A 17,807-nucleotide genomic window follows, 5' to 3' on the forward strand; every position below is an offset into this window, starting at 1 on the left:
TCATCGGCGACATCGATCGGGGCCTGGAGCTGGTCGTGCTCGACGCGCCGTGGAGCTTCTGGCAGTACCGCGGTCAGCAGGAGTGCGGGCAGGTTGCCCCAGCTGCCTTGGGTTTTCCCACTCTGCACTTATCAAACAACAAGCCTCACAGGCGCGTTGGGATAACCGACCCTGGGGCCGGGTGGGCTCATCCGCCCGGGAATGGCGGGTCTCGCGATCCGCGTGGCTCATCGAGCGCTGCCGAGCATGCGTTCAACGAGCCGAACCTGGACGGGTTCGTCCGGCGGATGAGCACTGTGGACGGTCTACCGCAGGCGACGAAACGAGTGGTCATGGGGAAAGTCGGCTTCGAACTCATGTGCTAAATTCTGCCCGACGCCATTCGAAGATGCGAGCGAAAGCGCATCGCTAGATGGGGTGATCGAGATGGTCACTCAGTGAAACAGTTTGGCTGGTAACGCGTTTCAGCCTTGCTCTGCGGAGTGACGCTCCTCGGGAGGCAGCAGCGCCGGGTACCAGATGTCGGTGAGCGTTGCCGCGGGGTCGGTGTCGGTGATGTCCAACGTGCCCTGAACCGCCCAGCGGGTGAAGAAGCGCTCCAGCTGCGTCACCAGCAGTCCGACCCGCAAGCGCGCCTCGTCGCCGCGCGAGGGACCCCACCGCTGGAGGTATCGCGGCATCGCGGCGGGCAGCTCGGCGACCGCCGCCGTCGCGATCGGCCGGAATGAGGGCTCCAGGGCCACGGCCTCGTCCCACACCGGCAGGATGTCGCGGTTCGCCTCGAACCAGTGGAGGGCGTTGCGCAGCCACTCGGTGAACCGCTCCCGCGAGCCGCTGGCCAGCACCGCGTCCAGGTCGGCGTAGACCGAGACCGCGCGCTGCCGCGTCGTTTCGGCACCGATCCGCCGCAGGACGTCGGGCTTGCCGTTGAAGTGCAGGTAGAAGGTCGCTCGGCTGCACCCGACCTCGGAGGTGACGTCGTCGACGGTGACCGCCGCGTAGCCGCGCTCGACGAACAGTCGGCGGGCCGCCTCCAGCAGTGCGGCGCGGGTCTGCTGCTTCTGCTGCTGTCGCAGCGTCAGGCGCTCGGTGTCGGTCACGGTCCCGACCATACAGCTGACCACTCACTGGACACCACGTCAGCGAAATGGCAGAGTCGATCGCCGATCGCATCGCGACGAGGAGGTTGCCGATGGGTTCCGATCCGGTGGTCTGCATCATCGGCGCCGGTTGTTCCGGCTTCACCACGGCCAAGCGGCTCCGCGACGCCGGGGTCCGCTACGACTGCTTCGAAGAGTCCGACGACGTCGGCGGGAACTGGTACTTCGACAACCCGAACGGCCGTTCCGCCTGCTACGAATCCCTGCACATCGACACCTCGACCACCCGCCTGCAGTTCGAGGACTTCCCGGCGGCCGGTGAGTGGCCGGACTTCCCGCACCACACGCTGATCCACCGCTACTTCCGGGACTACGTCGAGCACTTCGGCCTGCGCGAGACCATCACCTTCAACACGCGGGTCGAGGCCGCCGGGCGAACCCCCGGCGGGAGCTGGGAAGTCCGGCTGAGCAGCGGCGAGACGCGCGAGTACGACGCGCTGGTGGTCGCCAACGGTCACCACTGGGACCCGCGAACCCCGCAGTACCCGGGCGAGTTCGGCGGAACGACCCTGCACAGCCACTCCTACCGCAGCCCGTTCTCGCCGGTGGACATGCGCGGCAAGCGGGTCGTGGTGGTGGGCATGGGAAACTCCGCGCTGGACATCGCCGCGGAGCTGTCGCACCGCTCCATCGCCGAGCACGTCTGGGTTTCCGCACGTCGCGGCGTGTGGGTGCTGCCGAAGTACCGGGGCGGCAAGCCCGCCGACAAGCTGATGATGCCGCCGTGGATGCCCAAGCGGCTCGCCCTCCGCCTGGCGCGCAAGGCCATCAAGAGCAACGTCGGCGCGATGCGGGACTACGGCCTGCCCGAACCCGACCACGAACCGCTGGCCGCGCACCCGTCGGTGAGCGTCGACTTCCTGGCCAAGGCCGGTTCCGGGGATCTGACCTGCGTTCCCGGGATCGAGCGGCTGGACGGCTCGGGGGTGCGGTGCACCGACGGCTCCCGGATCGAGGCCGACGTGATCGTGTTCGCCACCGGCTACAACATGAGTTTCCCGTTCTTCGACGACCCCGAGCTGCAACCCGATGCTGAGCACCGGTTCCCGCTGTTCAAGCGGATCCTCAAGCCGGGCATCGACAACCTGTACTTCGCCGGTCTCGCGCAGGCGTCGCCGACGATCGTCAACCTCGCCGAGCAGCAGAGCAAGCTCATCGCCGCGCACCTCACCGGCGAGTACCGGGCGCCAGCGAAGGCGGAGATGAAGCGGATGATGGCGCACGACGAGCGCAAGCATCTGCGGCAGTACTACGACGCTCCTCGGCATACCATCCAACTCGACTTCGCCCGGTACGTGCGCGATCTCCACCGCGAGATCGCCGCAGGCAGAAAGCGAGCCACCCGATGAACGGTCACTGCGCACCCCGCTTCGCGCCGCTGCGCGACCTCCTGGAACGCCGGTTGGGCGAAGGCGAGGAACGCGGCGCCTCGATCTGCGTCGTCCAGGACGGCGAAACGGTGGTCGACATCTGGGGCGGCGAAGCCCGCGAGGGCGTGCCGTGGGAGAGCGACACGCTGGTCAACACCTTCTCGGTGACCAAGACGATGCTCGCCCTGGTCGTGCTCGGTCTGGCCGATGCGGGGGAGCTCGACCTGGACGCGCCGGTGGCCCGCTACTGGCCGGAGTTCGCCGCGGAGGGCAAGGCCGAGGTGCTGGTCAGGCACGTTCTCGGGCACACCAGCGGGCTTCCGGGCTGGGACGAGAAGATGACCGTGGCGGACCTCTACGACACGCGCCGGGCGGCGGCGCTGCTGGCCGCGCAGAGGCCGTGGTTCGAGCCGGGGGACGGGTCGGGCTACCAGGCGATCAGCCACGGCCACCTGCTCGGCGAACTCGTGGAGCGGGTCACCGGGCGGTCCGCCGGAACCGTGCTGCGCACCGAGTACGCCGAACCGCTGAGTGCCGATTACTGGCTCGGCGCGCCGGAATCCGCGGACGAGCGGGTCGCGATCCTGAAGTCGCCGCCGCACGCCCCCGACCTCGGCGAGTTCGGGCAGCGGGCGCTGCTCAACCCGCTGTTCTCGATGAAGCTGACGACCACGCGGGAGTTCCTCGGCGCGGAGCTCGGCGGGTTCAACGGTCAGGGCAACGCCCGCTCGGTCGCGCGCCTGCAGTCGCTGGTCTCGCACGGCGGCACCATCGACGGCAGGACCTACCTGTCGCCGGAGACCGTCGAGCGGATCTTCGAGGTCCAATCCGATTCCCCGGACCGGGTTCTGGGCCACCGGATCCCCTTCGGCATGGGGTACGCGCTGCCCACGCCGGATCTCATGCCCACGCCGTCCGGGCGGATCTGCTGGTGGGTCGGGCACGGAGGTGCCGTGGTGGTCAACGATCTCGACCGGCGGATGACCATGGCCTACACGATGAACAAGATGGCCGCCGAGCTCGTCGGGGCGGCCAAGACCCGCGAGTACGTGCGCACGACCTACGAGTGCGTCTCTCCGGCGAGGGCATGACGACGCCGGCGACCCGCTGGGCCGCCGGCGTCGCGCCGATCAGGCTCCGAAGCCCTTGAAGATGGTGGTGAACTCGAAGGGCTGCTGCTCGATGCTGCTGCACGTCGGCGACACCGCGCCACCCGGGCAGTCGCCGTTGTCGCGGCCCGCGGACCAGAACGACAGCAGGCCGATTCCGTTGGCGTTGGCCCAGTCCAGCAGCTGACGCGCGTGGTCCTGGGTGAAGATGTTGCCGTTGAAGTTGCGGCCGATCATCGGCGTCACTCCCAGACGGGCCTTGAGGTCGGCGTCGCTGAGGTTCGGCCAGATCTCCTTCATCTGGCGCAGCGTGCTCTCGGCCGCCGCGATCACGGCGTCGCCCCACGGCTTGCTGGAGCCGAACTCCATCGCCATCGGGTTGACCAGCACGTCGACCCCGTGCGCGGCGGCGCTCTGCAGCACCTGCAGCGAGTACGGGTCGAGGCCGGTCTCATCGGCCTGGACGCGCAGGGTGTAGCTGACCTTGGTGCCGCGCTCGGCCTGGAGCTTGGCCAGCGCCTCGTTGACGACGTCGTGCGGGATGGTCGCCTCGACGTCGACGTCGAGGTGGTTGGCGCCGGTCGCGTCGAGGATCGCCTTGTAGGCGCCCAGCAGCTCGTCGGCGGTGCCGCACACGCTCTCCAGGTACGGGCCCATGGCGCCGCCGGTGGCGACGATGACGTCGCCGCCCATGGCGCGCAGTTCGTCGATCTGGCCCTTGATGGCCGGGTCGTCGACGGCTCGTTCGCCACCCCACATCGGGGTGCAGCCGGCGGCGCTGCCGAGCACGAAGGCGAGCGTGAAGTGCTGCTGCCCGGTGGCCTTGGCGACTTCCGCCAGGGTGGGCTTCTCCTGCATCACGTCGATGTAGGGGGCGGACTTGATCTCGGCGGGCGCTTCCTGTGCGAGCGCGGAACCCGCTGCCAGCGGGAGCATCGAGCCTGCGACCAGGGCGGTGACGAGCTTTCGGGGGATTCGCATGGTGCTACTCCGGGGGCTCACTGGAACTCGGCGATGATCTTGGTGAACTCGTAGGGCTGCTGCTCGACGCTGCTGCACTTGCCGTCGGCCCATCCGCCGGGCTGGGTGCAGACGCGGTCGCGGTTGAGCGCCCAGTAGGACAGGCGGCCGATCTGCTTCTGCTCGGCGTAGTCCAGCAGCGCGCGGAAGGTGTCCGGGGTGAACAGCTCGGATGGCTGGTCGGTGTGACCGTTCATGAGGATCACGCCGGTGCGCGCGTAGGCCGCGGCGTCGTCGAACTCGGGGTGCAGCTCGCGCAGCTGCTCGTGGAACGCCTCGGCGACCGAGATGGCGCTGTTGGCCATGTCCTGCCCGGGGCCGCCGTAGTCGAAGTCCATGATCTTGAACAGGTCGATCTCGGCGCCCATGTCCTTGGCGCGCTGGATCTCGGCCTTGCCCGCTTCGTTGAGGCCGACGGTGGTCATCGGCAGCGTCAGCGTGACGTGCAGGTCGGGGTTGCGCTCCTTGAGCATCTTGATGGCTTCGAAGCGCTTGGTCTCGTTGGGCACGTCGCCGAGGTCGTCGCCCTCGATGTCGAGGTCGATGTGCGTCAACTCGTACTTGTCGATGACCTGCTGGTAGGCGTCCGCCAGCGCGGTGGCGTCGGCGCACGCGGTCGCGAGCTCGATGCCGTTGTAGCCGCCGAAGGACACCGAGATGTTGCCGCCTGCGGCGCGAACCGCGTCGGCCTTGGCCTTCACGGCGGTGTCGGTGGCGACCTCCTGGCCGACCTTGCCGTCCCAGGTGGGAGTGCAGGAGTCGGTGGAGGGGGCCAGGGCGAAGGCGAAGATGTAGTCCTTCTGGCCGCTGGCCTGGATCGCCTCGGCGATGTCCTGCGGTTCGTTGTCCAGCGGCATGTAGTACGGCGCGGCCTTGAGCTCACCGGGCGCGGCCTGCGCCGTCATGGCTCCGGCGATCGGCAGCATCAGCAGGCCGGCGGCCAGCGCCGCCCATCGGATCGGTTTCCTCGTCACAGGGTTCTCCCCTCATGGCGACCCGGCCGATCGGTCGGGTCGTGAATCGATCCGGAAGCGCGGCGCGCTCGGCCCCGGATTCGCACTGCGGAGATCTCCGCTACCGGCGCGGCAGAAAGTATGTGCACCACGCCACGGAGTCAATGGGTCTAGACCACTTTGGCGAGACTGCGCAACGACTCTGCCCCGGGCGCGCCATCGGCAGCGTCCCCGTGCCGCAGCGCGTTCCGCCGGACGCCGCGCCACGTCGTTCCGGAGGTGTCCGGCGTTAGCGGATTCCAGCGGTGCGAAGGATCACGATCTGCCAGCGGTCCTCGCCGCGCGGACGATGGTCGGCCACTTCGCCCGTTTCTCCTGCGCACGAGCGGTACGAAGGTGCTGCGCCCGGTTCCGGGAGGTCCGGCGGCGGGGATCTAGGGTGACCGCCCATTGCCGCAGTACCCACTCGAAGGAGTGATCGGCTCCCCATGTCGAACGCCAACCCAACTCCGAGGCGCACCGCGTTGGTGGCGGCCGCCGCGCTCTCGACCGTGATGCTCGGCAGCACCCCGGCCACGGCCGAGCCCGAGTCGGGCGAGGCGTCGCAGGCGGCGCAGAAGCTGCGCGAGCTGTCGCGGCAGGCCGAGGTGATCACCGAGGACTACAAGAAGGCGCAGGACGATCACACGGCCAAGCGCCACGACCTCGACCGGTTCAACGCCGAGGCCCAGCAGGCGGACCGGGTCGCCGGCGAGGCGCGCGTGCAGGAGGAGCAGCTGCGCGGCCAGGTCGACCGGCTGAGCAAGGCCTCCTACAAGGGTTCGCAGATGAACTCGATCGCCGCGGTCCTCGGCAGCGAAACCCCGGACGCGTTCCTGGACCGGGCCTCCACGCTCGACCTGATGGCGCAGCACAACTCCGAGTCCGTGCACGCCTACGCCGAAGCCACGCACCGCGCGGAGAGCGCCCGCCGCCAGGCCTGGGACGCGCGCGCCGGTGCCGCCAAGGCCGAGGCCGACGCCGCGCGGCTGGAAGGCGACATCGCCGGCCGCAAGAAGGAGATGGACTCCCAGGTCGCCAAGGTCAAGCAGCAGTACAGCGAGCTCAGCGAGCAGGACAAGGACGCGCTGTCCGGCGTGGAGAGCGCCGTGGGTCAGCTCACCGGTTCCGGTTCGGCGATCAAGGCGGTCAACGCCGCTTTGAGCAAGCAGGGTTCGCCGTACGTGTTCGGAGCCAAGGGACCTGAGGAGTTCGACTGCTCGGGTCTGGTGCAGTGGGCCTACAAGCAGGCCGGTGTCGACCTGCCGGGCTCGACGCGCTCGCAGGTGTCGGTGGGGCGTTCGGTGTCGCAGTCGGATATGAAGCCCGGCGACATCATCTTCTTCTACAGCTCCGCCAGCCACGATGGCATCTACATCGGCAACGGCAAGATGGTGCACGCGCCGACCGAGGGTCAGAACGTCTCCGTCGAAGAGGTCGAGTACATGGGTGAGGTCCACTCGGTGCGTCGCGTCGCCGGCTGACGGCCGGTTGCGCGCAGCGGGTGATGTTCCGGCATTTCGTGACCGCGCCGAAATCGGTTCCGCTACAGTGTGTGCCGACATGATCACGGAAAGCCAGGTTCCTGGTCCCGTACTCGCGTGAACCGAGGTTCCGGGCGAGGCGGAGAACGTTGGGAGACCCCATGTTAAGCAGGATCGCGATGGTGTCGGTGACCGCTGCGGCCACCGCGCTGCCGATCGGCGCGGGCAGCGCGGCGGCCGAACCCGCGTCCGCCCCAGAGCTCGTCCCGGGCACGCCGTGCACGGCGACCGCGCATGCGTGCGTGAGCCTTTCGCAGAACCGCGCGTGGCTGATCCGCGCCGGCGAGGTCTACTACGGCGAAGCCTCGGCGCTCGGCGGACGTCCGGAGAGCCCCACCCCGGCCGGGGTCTTCCACGTGACGTGGAAGAACAAGGACCACCACAGCAAGGAATTCGACGCGCCGATGCCGAACTCGGTGTTCTTCACCAACACCGGCGTCGCGTTCCACCAGGGCAGCCTCACCGAGCGCTCCGCGGGCTGCCTGCACCTGTCGAAGAAGTCCTCCGCGGTCTTCTTCGACAAGCTCCAGGTCGGCGACGAGGTCCAGGTCGTCCCGTAAGCGAAGAACCCGTGACGGGCCCGCGACCCCCCGCGCACCACGTGCGCGGGAGTCACGGCCCTTCGCCTTTCTTCAGGACTGCGGGAGGGCGGCGTGGAGGGTCGCCGCCCACTGGGTGACGATGTTCGCGCGGCGCGCGGAGTCGTCGGTGAGGACGTCGGCGAGGCCGAGTCCCCGAGCGAGGTCGAGGGTGGCCTGGACGAGACGGCGGGTGGTCGGGTCGGTGTCGTCGGCGCCGAGCAGCTCGATCGCTGTCTGGTGGACCATGCGGCCGAACTTCGCTTCCAGCGGCACGATCCGCTCCCGCAGGGCCGGGTCCGCGGCGGCCGCCGTCCAGACCTGGAGAGCGGCCTTGAACAGCTCACCCGTGTAGTGGTCGACGACCCTGGAGACCACGAACTCGGTGCGTCCCGGCCCTTCGGGCAGGCGGGTGCTCTCCGCGCGGATCTCGGCCATCCGCGCGTCGAACATGTACTCCAGGGCTGCGGTGATGAGGTCCTCGCGAGCCGGGAAGTGGTGCTGCGCCGCACCGCGCGACACACCGGCGCGCTGTGCCGCGGCGGTGACCGTCGTGGCCTCCCAGCCCTGGTCGGCCAGGCAGTCGATGGTCGCTTCCAGCAGGCGTTGCCGCGTCGCCCGGCTGCGATCCTGCTTCGGCTCGCGCGACGACATTCTCCTCATCCCCCCACCGGTGCTGACCGGATCCGGCTCAGTACGACTTCGGCAGACCCAGGCTGTGCTGGGCCACGTAGTTGAGGATCATTTCACGGCTGACCGGCGCGACCCGGGCGATGCGTGCTGCGCCGAGCATCGCGGCCAAACCGTGCTCGGCCGTCAGACCGGAACCGCCGTGGGTCTGGATGGCGCGGTCCAGCGCGGCGATGCTGGCTTCGGCGGCCGCGTACTTGGCCATGTTCGCCGCCTCGGCGGCCTCCACGTCCAGGCCCGCGTCGTAGAGCGTGGCGGCCTTCTGCATCATCACCTTCGCCAGCTCCACCTCGATCTTGTGCTGCGCCAGCGGGTGGGCGATGCCCTGGTGCGCGCCGATCGGGGTCTTCCAGACCTGCCGCTGGTTGGCGTACTCGACGGCCCTGGTCAGCGCGTAGCGGCCCATGCCGGTGGCCAGGGCGGCACCGAGGATGCGCTCCGGGTTGAGACCGGAGAACAGCTGCATCAGCGCGGCGTCCTCCTCACCGACCAGCGCGTCGGCGGGCAGCCGCACGTCGTCGAGGAACAGCGTGAACTGCCGGTCCGGGGCGATGATGTCCATCTCCATCGGCTGCGCCACGAAGTTCGGCGCGTCGGTGGGCACGACGAACAGCGCGGGCTTGAGCTTGCCGGTGCGGGAGTCCTCGGTGCGCGCGACGACCAGCACCGCGTCGGCCTGGTCGACGCCGGAGATGAACACCTTCTGGCCCTGCAGGATCCAGTCGTCGCCGTCGCGGCGGGCGGTGGTGGTGATGTGGTGCGAGTTCGAGCCCGCGTCCGGTTCGGTGATGGCGAAGACCATCGTGGTGGTGGCGTCGGCGAGGCCGGGGAGCCAGCGCTGCTTCTGCTCGGGCGTGCCGTACTTGGTGATGATCGTGCCGCAGATCGCGGGGGAGACCACGACCAGCAGCAGCCCGGCGCCCTCGGCGGCGAGTTCTTCCTGCACCAGCGCGAGTTCGTAGATCCCGGCACCACCGCCGCCGTACTCCTCGGGGATGTTGACGCCGAGGAAGCCGAGCCGGCCCGCCTCGGACCAGAGCTCGGTGAGCGGTTCGCGCAGTCGTGCCTTGGGCAGCACGTAGTCGACGTGGTTGTAGCGCTGGGCGAGCTTGGCGACGGAGGCGCGCAGTTCCTTCTGCTCGTCGGTTTCGATGAAGCTCATGCCTTCTCCTCGGTGTCCGGGGTGTCGACCACGGCGAGCACGGTTCCGACCTCGACCTGTTGTCCCGCGACCACGTTGAGCTCGCTGACCAGACCGTCGGCGGGGGCGGCGACGGTGTGCTCCATCTTCATCGCCTCCAGCCACAGGATCGGCTGACCTGCGGTCACGCGGTCCCCGGTGGTGGCGGCGAGGCGGATGACCTTGCCGGGCATCGGCGCCAGCAGCGATCCCTCGGTGACCAGGTCGGCGGGGTCGGTGAAGCGCGGCACGCGCGCCAGCGCGACCGGCCCGAGCGGGGAGTCGACGTGGACGCGGTCGTCGTAGCGCGCGACGTCGAAGCTCCGGCGGACCGGGCCGTGCTCACCGGGAACGTCGAGCACGACGCGGGTCGGGGTCGCCTCCACCAGCGCGAGTCCCGGGTGGTCCGCGATCTCGACGCCGGTGCGCTTGGCGAGGTAGGACACTTCGATCTCGCGGTTCCCGCAGGTGTAGGTCTTGGTCTGCGGCACCGACGGCAGGTTCCGCCACCCGGACGGGATCCGGGCGTTGGCCCGCGCGGTGAGCCGGTTCTCGGCGGCCGCGGCCATCGCGGCGGCGACCGCGGCGAGGTCGGCGGTGTCGTCGGAGGCCAGCGGCAGGGACAGGGCGGCCAGGCCGTGGCGGTCGAAGAACGCGGTGTCCGTGTCACCGGCCAGGAACGCCGGGTGGCGCAGGATTCGCACGAGCAGGTCCCGGTTGGTGATCAGGCCGTGGATCTCGGCCCGAGCCAGGCTCGCAGCCAGCAGCCGCGCGGCCTCCTCCCGGTTCTCGCCGAAGGAGATGACCTTGGCCAGCATCGGGTCGTAGTGGATGCTCACCGCGTCACCGTCGGCGAAGCCGGAGTCCAGCCTGACCCCCGGGGAGCTCAGGACGGCGAACTCCGCTGCGGTGTCGCCGAACTCGATGCGCTGCAGGGTTCCGCTCTGCGGACGCCAGTCGTGCGCGGGGTCTTCGGCGTAGAGCCGGACCTCGATCGAATGACCGCGGGAGGCGGGCGGTTCGGCGGGAAGCGCGTGGCCGTCGGCGATCTGCAGCTGGAGCCGAACCAGGTCGACTCCGGTGGTGTTCTCGGTGACCGGGTGCTCCACCTGCAGGCGCGTGTTCATCTCCAGGAAGAAGAACTCGCCCCGCTCGTCGGCCAGGAACTCCACGGTTCCCGCGCCCTCGTAGCCGATCGCGGAGGCCGCCAGCCGCGCGGACTCGAACAGCCGCTCCCGCATCTTCGGGCCGATGCGCTCGACCAGTGGAGACGGTGCTTCTTCGACGACCTTCTGGTGCCTGCGCTGGATCGAGCACTCGCGCTCGCCGAGCGCCCACACCGTGCCGTGCGCGTCGGCGAGGACCTGCACCTCGATGTGCCGCCCGGCCTCCAGGTAGCGCTCGCAGAACACGGTCGGGTCGCCGAAGGCCGATTCGGCTTCGCGGCGCGCGGCGTCGAGCTGCTCCGGCAGCTCGGCCAGCGTCCGCACCACCCGCATGCCGCGACCACCACCGCCTGCCGAGGCCTTGACCAGGACCGGCAGCTCGGATTCGGTGACGGAATCGGGGTCCAGCTCGGCCAGCACCGGGACTCCGGCGTCGGCCATCAGCTTCTTGGCCTCGACCTTGGAGCCCATCGACTCGATGGCCTGCACCGGCGGACCCACCCAGCGCAGCCCGGCGTCGCACACCGCCTGCGCGAACGCGGCGTTCTCCGAGAGGAAGCCGTACCCGGGGTGGATGGTGTCGGCGCCCGCGGACCTCGCGGCCCGCACCAGCCGTTCGGCCCTCAGGTAGGTCTCGCCCGGGGTTTCGCCGGGTAGCCGGACGGCCACGTCGGCCTCGGCGACGTGCGGCGCGGACGCGTCGCTGTCGGAGAAGACCGCCGTGGTCGACAGGCCCATGCGGCGGGCGGTGGCGAAGACCCGCCGGGCGATCTCACCGCGGTTGGCGACCAGAACATGGGTGATCATCGCTGAGGACCTCACATCCGGAAGACGCCGAAGCCCTCGGCGCCTTCGATCGGGGCGTTGTGGATGGCCGACAGGCACATCCCCAGCACCGTGCGGGTGTCGCGCGGGTCGATGACGCCGTCGTCGTAGAGCCGTCCGGACAGGAACATCGGCAGCGACTCGGCTTCGATCTGGTTCTCCACCGCTTCCCGCATCGCCGCGTCGCCGGCCTCGTCGAACGGCTGGCCCTTGGCCTCCGCGGCCGCGCGGCCGACGATCGAGATCACCCCGGCGAGCTGGGCTGGGCCCATCACGGCGGACTTCGCGCTGGGCCAGGAGAACAGGAAGCGCGGGTCGTAGGCCCTGCCGCACATGCCGTAGTGGCCGGCGCCGTAGGAGGCGCCCATCAGCAGCGAGATGTGCGGGACCTTGCTGTTGGACACCGCGTTGATCATCATCGCGCCGTGCTTGATGATGCCGCCCTGCTCGTACTCGGCGCCGACCATGTAACCGGTGGTGTTGTGCAGGAACAGCAGGGGAGTCTCGGCGCGGTTGGCCAGCTGGATGAACTGGGTGGCCTTCTGCGACTCCTCGGAGAACAGCACGCCGCGCGCGTTGGCGAGGATGCCGACGGGATATCCGTGCAGCTCGGCCCACCCGGTGACCAGGCTCGACCCGTAGCGCGGCTTGAACTCGTCGAAGTCGGAGCCGTCGACGACGCGCGCGATCACCTCGCGCGGATCGAACGGCACCTTCAGGTCCGCGGGCACCACGCCGAGCAGCTCGTCGGCCGGGTGCAACGGCTCGCGCACCTCCGCGCGCGGGGCAGGGCCCTTCTTGCGCCAGTTCAGGCGCTTGACGATGGAGCGGCCGATGCGCAGCGCGTCAGGCTCGTCGACGGCGAAGTGGTCCGCCAAACCCGACACGGACGCGTGCATGTCGGCGCCGCCCAGCGACTCGTCGTCGGCGTCCTCACCGGTGGCCATCTTCACCAGCGGCGGGCCACCGAGGAACACCTTCGAGCGCTCCTTGACCATCACCGTGTGGTCGGACATGCCCGGGATGTAGGCGCCGCCGGCCGTGGAGTTGCCGAAGACCAGCGCGATGGTGGGGATCCCGGCCGCCGAGAGCCGCGTGAGATCGCGGAACAGCGCCCCGCCCGGGATGAAGACCTCCTTCTGCGTCGGCAGGTCCGCACCGCCCGACTCGACCAGGGAGATCACTGGCAGCCGGTTGCGCTCCACGATCTCGTTGGCGCGCAACGACTTGCGCAGCGTCCACGGGTTGGAGGTGCCGCCGCGCACGGTCGGGTCGTTGGCGACGATCATGCACTCGACGCCTTCGACGACGCCGATGCCGGTGACCACCGACGCGCCCACCTGGAAGTCGCTGCCCCACGCGGCCAGCGGGCACAGCTCCAGGAACGGCGAGTCCTCGTCGATGAGCAGCTCGATGCGTTCGCGGGCGGTGAGCTTGCCGCGCTTGCGGTGCCGCTCGACCTTCGACGGGCCACCACCGGCGACCGCCGTCGCGTGCGCCTCGTCGACCTCGGCGATCTTGTCGAGCATCGCCTGAGCGGATTCGGCGTACTCCCCGGAACCGGTGTCCAGCGCGGATCGCAGGATCGTCATTCTCGGTACCCCAATCGGTTCGCCGCCAGTCCGGTCATGATCTCGGTGGTCCCGCCGCCGATGCCGAGGATGCGCATGTCCCGGTACTGGCGCTCGACCTCGGACTCGCGCATGTAGCCGAGCCCGCCGAACAGCTGCAACGCCTGGTGGGCGACCCACTCGCCGGTCTCCACCGCGGTGTTCTTGGCGAAGCACACCTCGACGGTCAGGTCCTGCTCACCGGCCACGGCGCGTTCGGCCAGCCGCCGGGTGTAGACCCGGGCGACGTCGATCTTGCGGGCCATCTCGGTGAGCGTGTTCTGCACGGCCTGCCGGGTGATCAGCGCGCGGCCGAAGGTCTCGCGGTCGCGGCACCACTGCTCGGCCAGGTCCAGGCAGCGCTGCGCGCTGGCGTAGGCCTGCACCGCCAGCGAGAGGCGTTCGCTGAGGAATGCCTGGGCGATGTGGAGGAATCCGGAGTTCTCCGGTCCCACCAGGTTCTCCGCCGGGACGCGCACGTCGGTGAAGGAGAGCTCGGCGGTGTCGGAGGCGTGCCAGCCCATCTTCTCCAGCTTGCGGGAGACGGTGAAGCCCGGTGCGTCCTTCTCCACCACCAGCAGCGACACCCCGCCCGCGCCGTCGTCGCCGGTGCGCACGGCGGTGACGACGTAGTCGGCGCGGCAGCCCGAGGTGATGAACGTCTTGGCGCCGTTGACCACGTAGTGGTCGCCGTCGCGGTCCGCGCGGGTGCGCAGATGACCGACGTCGGATCCGCCGCCGGGTTCGGTGATGGCCAGCGACCCGATCTTGTGCCCGGCCAGCGTGGGTTTCACCCAGCGCTCGATCTGCCGCGGATCACCGGCGGAAGCCATGTGCGGCACCGCGATTCCGCAGGTGAACAGCGAGGCGAAGGTGCCGCCGGAGCAGCCGGCGTAGTGCATCTCCTCGGCGATGACCGCGGCGTCGATGAGATCACCGCCGCCTCCGCCGACCTCGACGGGCAGCGCGGCGCCGAGCAGCCCCAGCGCACCGGCCTTCTCGTGCAGCGAACGCGGTAGTTCGCCCCCGCGCTCCCACTCATCCTGGTGCGGCAGGACCTCGGTCTCGACGAACCGGCGCGCGGTTTCCCGCAGCACGCGCCGCTCGTCGTCGTCCCACGGGTTCAAAGCAGCGCCTCCGGAACGTCGATGTGCCGGGACCGCAGCCATTCGCCGAGTCCCTTGGCCTGGGGGTCGAAACGGGCTTGGGCCGCCGCACCTTCGCCGAGGATTCCCTCCACGACGAAGTTCAGCGCCCGCAGGTTGGGCAGCACCGTGCGGGTGATCGGCAGCTCGGCGGCCTCCGGGAGCAGGGCGCGCAGGCGGTCGACGGTGAGCGCGTGAACCAGCCAGCGCCACTGCTGCTCGGTGCGCACCCACACGCCGACGTTGGCGTTGCCGCCCTTGTCGCCGCTGCGCGCGGCCACGAACGTGCCCAGCGGGACCCGCCTGCTGGGTCCGTCCGGAAGCGGTTGCGGCAGAGCCGGATCGGGCAGGGTTTCCAGCGATCGCGTCTCCGATGCAGGTGGCACGTCCACGCGCTCGCCGTCCGGGAGGACCGCGACGTGCGGCACCTGGTCCTGGTCGACGCACCCCGCGGTGAACACCCCGTACGGCGAGGCCTTGCCGGGGACGCTGGTGAGGCTGAACCCGGGGTAGCTAGCCAGCGCCATCTCCACGGCCACACCGGAGAACGCGCGTCCCACCACGTCCTGGTCGGGATCTCGCACCACGCAGCGCAGGATCGCGCTCGCCCGCTCCTCGGTGTCGGCGTCGGGCCGGTCGAGGCGGGACAGCGTCCAGGTCAGCTCGGCCGGTCGCCGGGCGAGTCCGGCCTCCAGCTGGCGTTGCGCGAGTTCGGCCTTGGCCTCGACGTCCAGACCGGTGAGGACGAAGGCCATCTCGTTGCGGAACCCGCCGAGGCCGTTGAGCGAGACCTTCAGCTCCGGCGGCGGAGCTTCGCCGCGCGTGCCGCTGATCCGAACCCGATCGGTGCCGTCCTGGCCGACCTCGATGGTGTCGAGCCTGGTGGTGACGTCAGGGCCCGCGTAGCGCGCGTCCTGGACCTCGTACATCAGCTGCGCCGTCACGGTGTCGACGGTGACCGCGCCACCGGTGCCGGGGTGCTTGGTGATCACGCTCGACCCGTCCCGCCGCAGTTCGGCGATCGGGAACCCGGGTCGGGTGAGGTCGGCGATCTCGGTGAAGAACGCGTAGTTGCCGCCGGTGGCCTGCGTTCCGCACTCGATGACGTGACCCGCGGCGACGGCTCCCGCGAGCGCGTCGTGGTCGGTGCGGTCCCAGCCGAAGTGGGCGGCGGCCGGTCCGACGATGACCGATGCGTCGGTGACCCTGCCGGTGACCACCACGTCGGCACCGGCGTTCAGGCACTCCGCGATGCCCCAGCAGCCGAGGTAGGCGTTGGCGACCAGGGGCGAACCGAGGTCGAGTTCGGCGGCACGCGCGGTGAGGTCGTCGCCTTCGACGTGTGCGACGGACACGTCCAGCCCGAGCCGCTCGGTGAGCTCGCGGATCCGCGCGGCGAGACCGGCGGGGTTCGCGCCCCCGGCGTTGGCCACGATCCGCACCCCGCGCTCGGCGGCGAGGCCGAGGCACTCCTCCAGCTGGCGCAGGAAGGTCTTGGCGTAGCCGAGATCGGGGTCCTTGAGCCGGTCGCGGCCGAGGATGAGCATCGTCAGCTCGGCCAGGTAGTCACCGGTGAGCACGTCGAGCTCGCCGCCGGTGAGCATCTCGCGCATCGCCGAGAGCCGGTCGCCGTAGAAGCCGGAGCAGTTGCCGACCCGGAGGAGTTCGGGGTCGGAGCCGATCACGAGTGCTGCCCCGGCTTCCGGCCCTCGCCGGGCGCTCCGGCGAACGCCTGCGCGATGGTCAGCCAGTGCGCGGCGTCGGCTCCGACGGTCTCGACGGCGAGGTCGTCGGGATGCCGCCGCTGGGTGACCAGCAGGCAGAAGTCCAGCGCGGGACCGGTGATCCGCTGCGCGGCGTCGGCCGGGCCCCACTCCCACGCTTCACCGCCGGGACCGACCAGTTCGACGCGGAACGGTTCGGCCGGCGGGGTCTGGCCGTGGGTGGCGTAGGCGAAGTCGCGGGTGCGCACGCCGATGTGCGCGACGTTGCGGAGCCGCGCGGTGGGGGCGCGGGTGACGCCGAGCGCGTCGGCGATGTCCTGGCCGTGCGCCCAGGTCTCCATCAGCCGCGCGGTGGCCATCGAACCGACGCCCATCGGCGGGCCGAACCACGCGAGCTTGCGGCCGTCCTCGACCCGGCGCAGGGCTTCGGCCAGTTGTGAGCGGCCGATCCGCCAGCTCGAGAGGAGGTCGGCGGGCCGTGCGCGGGCGCGTTCCTCGGCGCCTGCGTCGACGAAGCCGAACGGGTCCTGCATCGCCTGCTCGACGACGGCGGCGAAGCCGTCGGGGCCGGTGGCCGACAGCAGCGCGACGTCATCGGTCCAGGCCAGATGGGCGATCTGGTGCGCGATCGTCCATCCCTCGGCGGGCGTCGCCAGCGACCACCGCTCCTCGTCCAGTCCGGCGACGAGCTCGTCGAGCTCATCGCCTTCCGCACACATGTCATCCAGCAGAGCGCCCACGTTGGCCATGCCGACCAGGGTGGGCCTGCCGCGAGGAAAAATCAAGCACGATTGATTGATTCTGTGACAAGACGATGGGCGAAGCCTCCCGGCCCCGCCCATCGACTCGTGGGGTCCTACCAGCGCGGTGAGATCACTGGCTCAGCTCGTACTTGCCGGCGAAGTCGAGCGACGACAGTCCGCCGCCGAGGCAGCCACCCGCCGCGGAGGCCATGTCGAACTGGCCGGTGCCCTTGTGCTGGGCGTCGGTGAACTCCCCGTTGACCGTCTTGCCGGTGAACGAACCGGTGACCGGCTGACCCGGGTTGCTGAGGTCGCCCTGCATGTTGAGGCTGAAGTTGGCCTTGCTCGTCTTCGTGCTGCCGTCCTCGTACTTCCAGGTGATGTCGACGTCACCGCCGACATCCCGCGGCAGCGAAGTGCACGACATCTTGCCCGACAGGTCGCCGGTGAACGTCGCGCTCACGACGCCCTCGGCGGCCTTGCTGGCCGGCTTGCAGTTGGCCGCTTGGCCGTCGACCTTCATCTGGGTGTTCGCGCCGAACGGGTTCCCGGACAGCGCCGGGGCGAACGAGGACGATCCCTTCAGCTCGCACGTCAGCAGTGTCTTGGCCTCAGGCGCGGGGGAGGGGTCGGCCTGCGCGGTCAGGGCACCCGCGAGCAGCGGAGCGGCAGCCAGAACGGCGGCCGCACCGAAAATGCCGGACTTCGTACCGAGTTTGGAAAGCATGCGGATTGAACTCCTTCGTTCACAAGAGGATGAAGGACATCTTTCGCCCTTCAGTTCAAAATGGGAGCACGGTTCCGTCCCGGCGGCAGCCCGTGTCGCACGATCGAGCGCACTATCGAGGTTCTTTCGCGAATCCGGATGTCATCTCACTGCACGGTTTTTCGGCCGTTGCTACAGTCCGGCCCGTTGTTCTCCGGGAATTCAGCAGATCGCTCCCGGTCTCC

15 protein-coding genes are annotated in these 17,807 nt (G+C 69.8%); 4 read left to right on the forward strand and 11 right to left on the reverse strand.

Features of this window, described 5'->3' with window-relative positions; translation table 11 throughout:
* Positions 1-464: 464 nt before the first annotated feature.
* A complete protein-coding gene (locus tag AB0J91_RS05810) occupies positions 465-1,100 on the reverse strand; it encodes a helix-turn-helix domain-containing protein (protein WP_363864545.1) in 636 nt (211 codons plus the stop codon).
* 92 nt (positions 1,101-1,192) lie between these two features.
* On the opposite strand from AB0J91_RS05810, the gene AB0J91_RS05815 reads away from it, so the two are divergent.
* Both AB0J91_RS05815 and AB0J91_RS05820 read left to right on the forward strand, forming a co-directional pair.
* Positions 1,193-2,509 (forward strand): NAD(P)-binding domain-containing protein, encoded by a 1,317-nt coding sequence (locus AB0J91_RS05815; RefSeq protein WP_363864547.1) that lies wholly within the window; start codon positions 1,193-1,195, stop codon positions 2,507-2,509.
* On the forward strand, positions 2,506-3,621 hold the full coding sequence (locus AB0J91_RS05820) for a serine hydrolase domain-containing protein (protein WP_363864549.1): 1,116 nt from the start codon (positions 2,506-2,508) through the stop codon (positions 3,619-3,621). Before AB0J91_RS05815 ends, AB0J91_RS05820 begins: the two co-directional genes overlap by 4 nt.
* 39 nt (positions 3,622-3,660) lie before the next feature.
* On the opposite strand, the gene AB0J91_RS05825 is transcribed toward AB0J91_RS05820, so the two are convergent.
* On the reverse strand, positions 3,661-4,620 hold the full coding sequence (locus AB0J91_RS05825; RefSeq protein WP_363864551.1) for a chitinase: 960 nt from the start codon (positions 4,618-4,620) through the stop codon (positions 3,661-3,663).
* Positions 4,621-4,637: 17 nt separating this feature from the next.
* Entirely contained in the window at positions 4,638-5,633 is a 996-nt protein-coding gene (locus tag AB0J91_RS05830) for a chitinase (protein WP_363864553.1), read from the reverse strand.
* A 467-nt stretch (positions 5,634-6,100) separates the two neighbouring features.
* On the opposite strand from AB0J91_RS05830, the gene AB0J91_RS05835 reads away from it, so the two are divergent.
* Positions 6,101-7,135 carry an NlpC/P60 family protein gene (locus tag AB0J91_RS05835; protein WP_363864555.1) on the forward strand — a complete coding sequence of 345 codons (1,035 nt, stop codon included), beginning with the start codon at positions 6,101-6,103 and terminating at the stop codon, positions 7,133-7,135.
* Positions 7,136-7,296: 161 nt separating this feature from the next.
* Positions 7,297-7,755 (forward strand): L,D-transpeptidase, encoded by a 459-nt coding sequence (locus tag AB0J91_RS05840; protein WP_363864557.1) that lies wholly within the window; start codon positions 7,297-7,299, stop codon positions 7,753-7,755.
* A gap of 72 nt (positions 7,756-7,827) precedes the next feature.
* Here the strand turns inward: AB0J91_RS05840 and AB0J91_RS05845 are convergent, their stop codons facing one another.
* The 8 genes from AB0J91_RS05845 to AB0J91_RS05880 all read right to left on the reverse strand — a co-directional run bounded on the left by AB0J91_RS05845 (position 7,828) and on the right by AB0J91_RS05880 (position 17,583).
* The gene (locus AB0J91_RS05845) at positions 7,828-8,436 is read right to left on the reverse strand and encodes a TetR/AcrR family transcriptional regulator (RefSeq protein WP_363864559.1); all 609 of its coding nucleotides are present in this window, start codon (positions 8,434-8,436) and stop codon (positions 7,828-7,830) included.
* Between the two features lie 28 nt (positions 8,437-8,464).
* Positions 8,465-9,625, reverse strand: a complete 1,161-nt coding sequence (locus AB0J91_RS05850) for an acyl-CoA dehydrogenase family protein (RefSeq protein ID WP_363864561.1) — start codon at positions 9,623-9,625, stop codon at positions 8,465-8,467.
* Positions 9,622-11,616 carry a biotin carboxylase N-terminal domain-containing protein gene (locus AB0J91_RS05855; RefSeq protein ID WP_363864563.1) on the reverse strand — a complete coding sequence of 665 codons (1,995 nt, stop codon included), beginning with the start codon at positions 11,614-11,616 and terminating at the stop codon, positions 9,622-9,624. The genes AB0J91_RS05850 and AB0J91_RS05855 overlap by 4 nt, the downstream gene beginning before the upstream one ends.
* Before the next feature lie 11 nt (positions 11,617-11,627).
* Positions 11,628-13,226 carry a carboxyl transferase domain-containing protein gene (locus AB0J91_RS05860; protein ID WP_363864565.1) on the reverse strand — a complete coding sequence of 533 codons (1,599 nt, stop codon included), beginning with the start codon at positions 13,224-13,226 and terminating at the stop codon, positions 11,628-11,630.
* Positions 13,223-14,413 (reverse strand): acyl-CoA dehydrogenase family protein, encoded by a 1,191-nt coding sequence (locus tag AB0J91_RS05865; RefSeq protein ID WP_363864567.1) that lies wholly within the window; start codon positions 14,411-14,413, stop codon positions 13,223-13,225. The genes AB0J91_RS05860 and AB0J91_RS05865 overlap by 4 nt, the downstream gene beginning before the upstream one ends.
* Positions 14,368-16,074, reverse strand: a complete 1,707-nt coding sequence (locus AB0J91_RS05870; RefSeq protein WP_363864569.1) for an acyclic terpene utilization AtuA family protein — start codon at positions 16,072-16,074, stop codon at positions 14,368-14,370. Before AB0J91_RS05870 ends, AB0J91_RS05865 begins: the two co-directional genes overlap by 46 nt.
* Positions 16,071-16,862 carry a TIGR03084 family metal-binding protein gene (locus AB0J91_RS05875; protein ID WP_363864570.1) on the reverse strand — a complete coding sequence of 264 codons (792 nt, stop codon included), beginning with the start codon at positions 16,860-16,862 and terminating at the stop codon, positions 16,071-16,073. The genes AB0J91_RS05870 and AB0J91_RS05875 overlap by 4 nt, the downstream gene beginning before the upstream one ends.
* 124 nt (positions 16,863-16,986) lie before the next feature.
* Complete coding sequence (locus tag AB0J91_RS05880; RefSeq protein WP_363864572.1) at positions 16,987-17,583, reverse strand: hypothetical protein; 597 nt, start codon at positions 17,581-17,583, stop codon at positions 16,987-16,989.
* Between the last annotated feature and the right edge of the window lie 224 nt (positions 17,584-17,807).

This window comes from Saccharopolyspora sp. NPDC049357 (assembly GCF_040677225.1).
GTDB lineage: Bacteria > Actinomycetota > Actinomycetes > Mycobacteriales > Pseudonocardiaceae > Saccharopolyspora.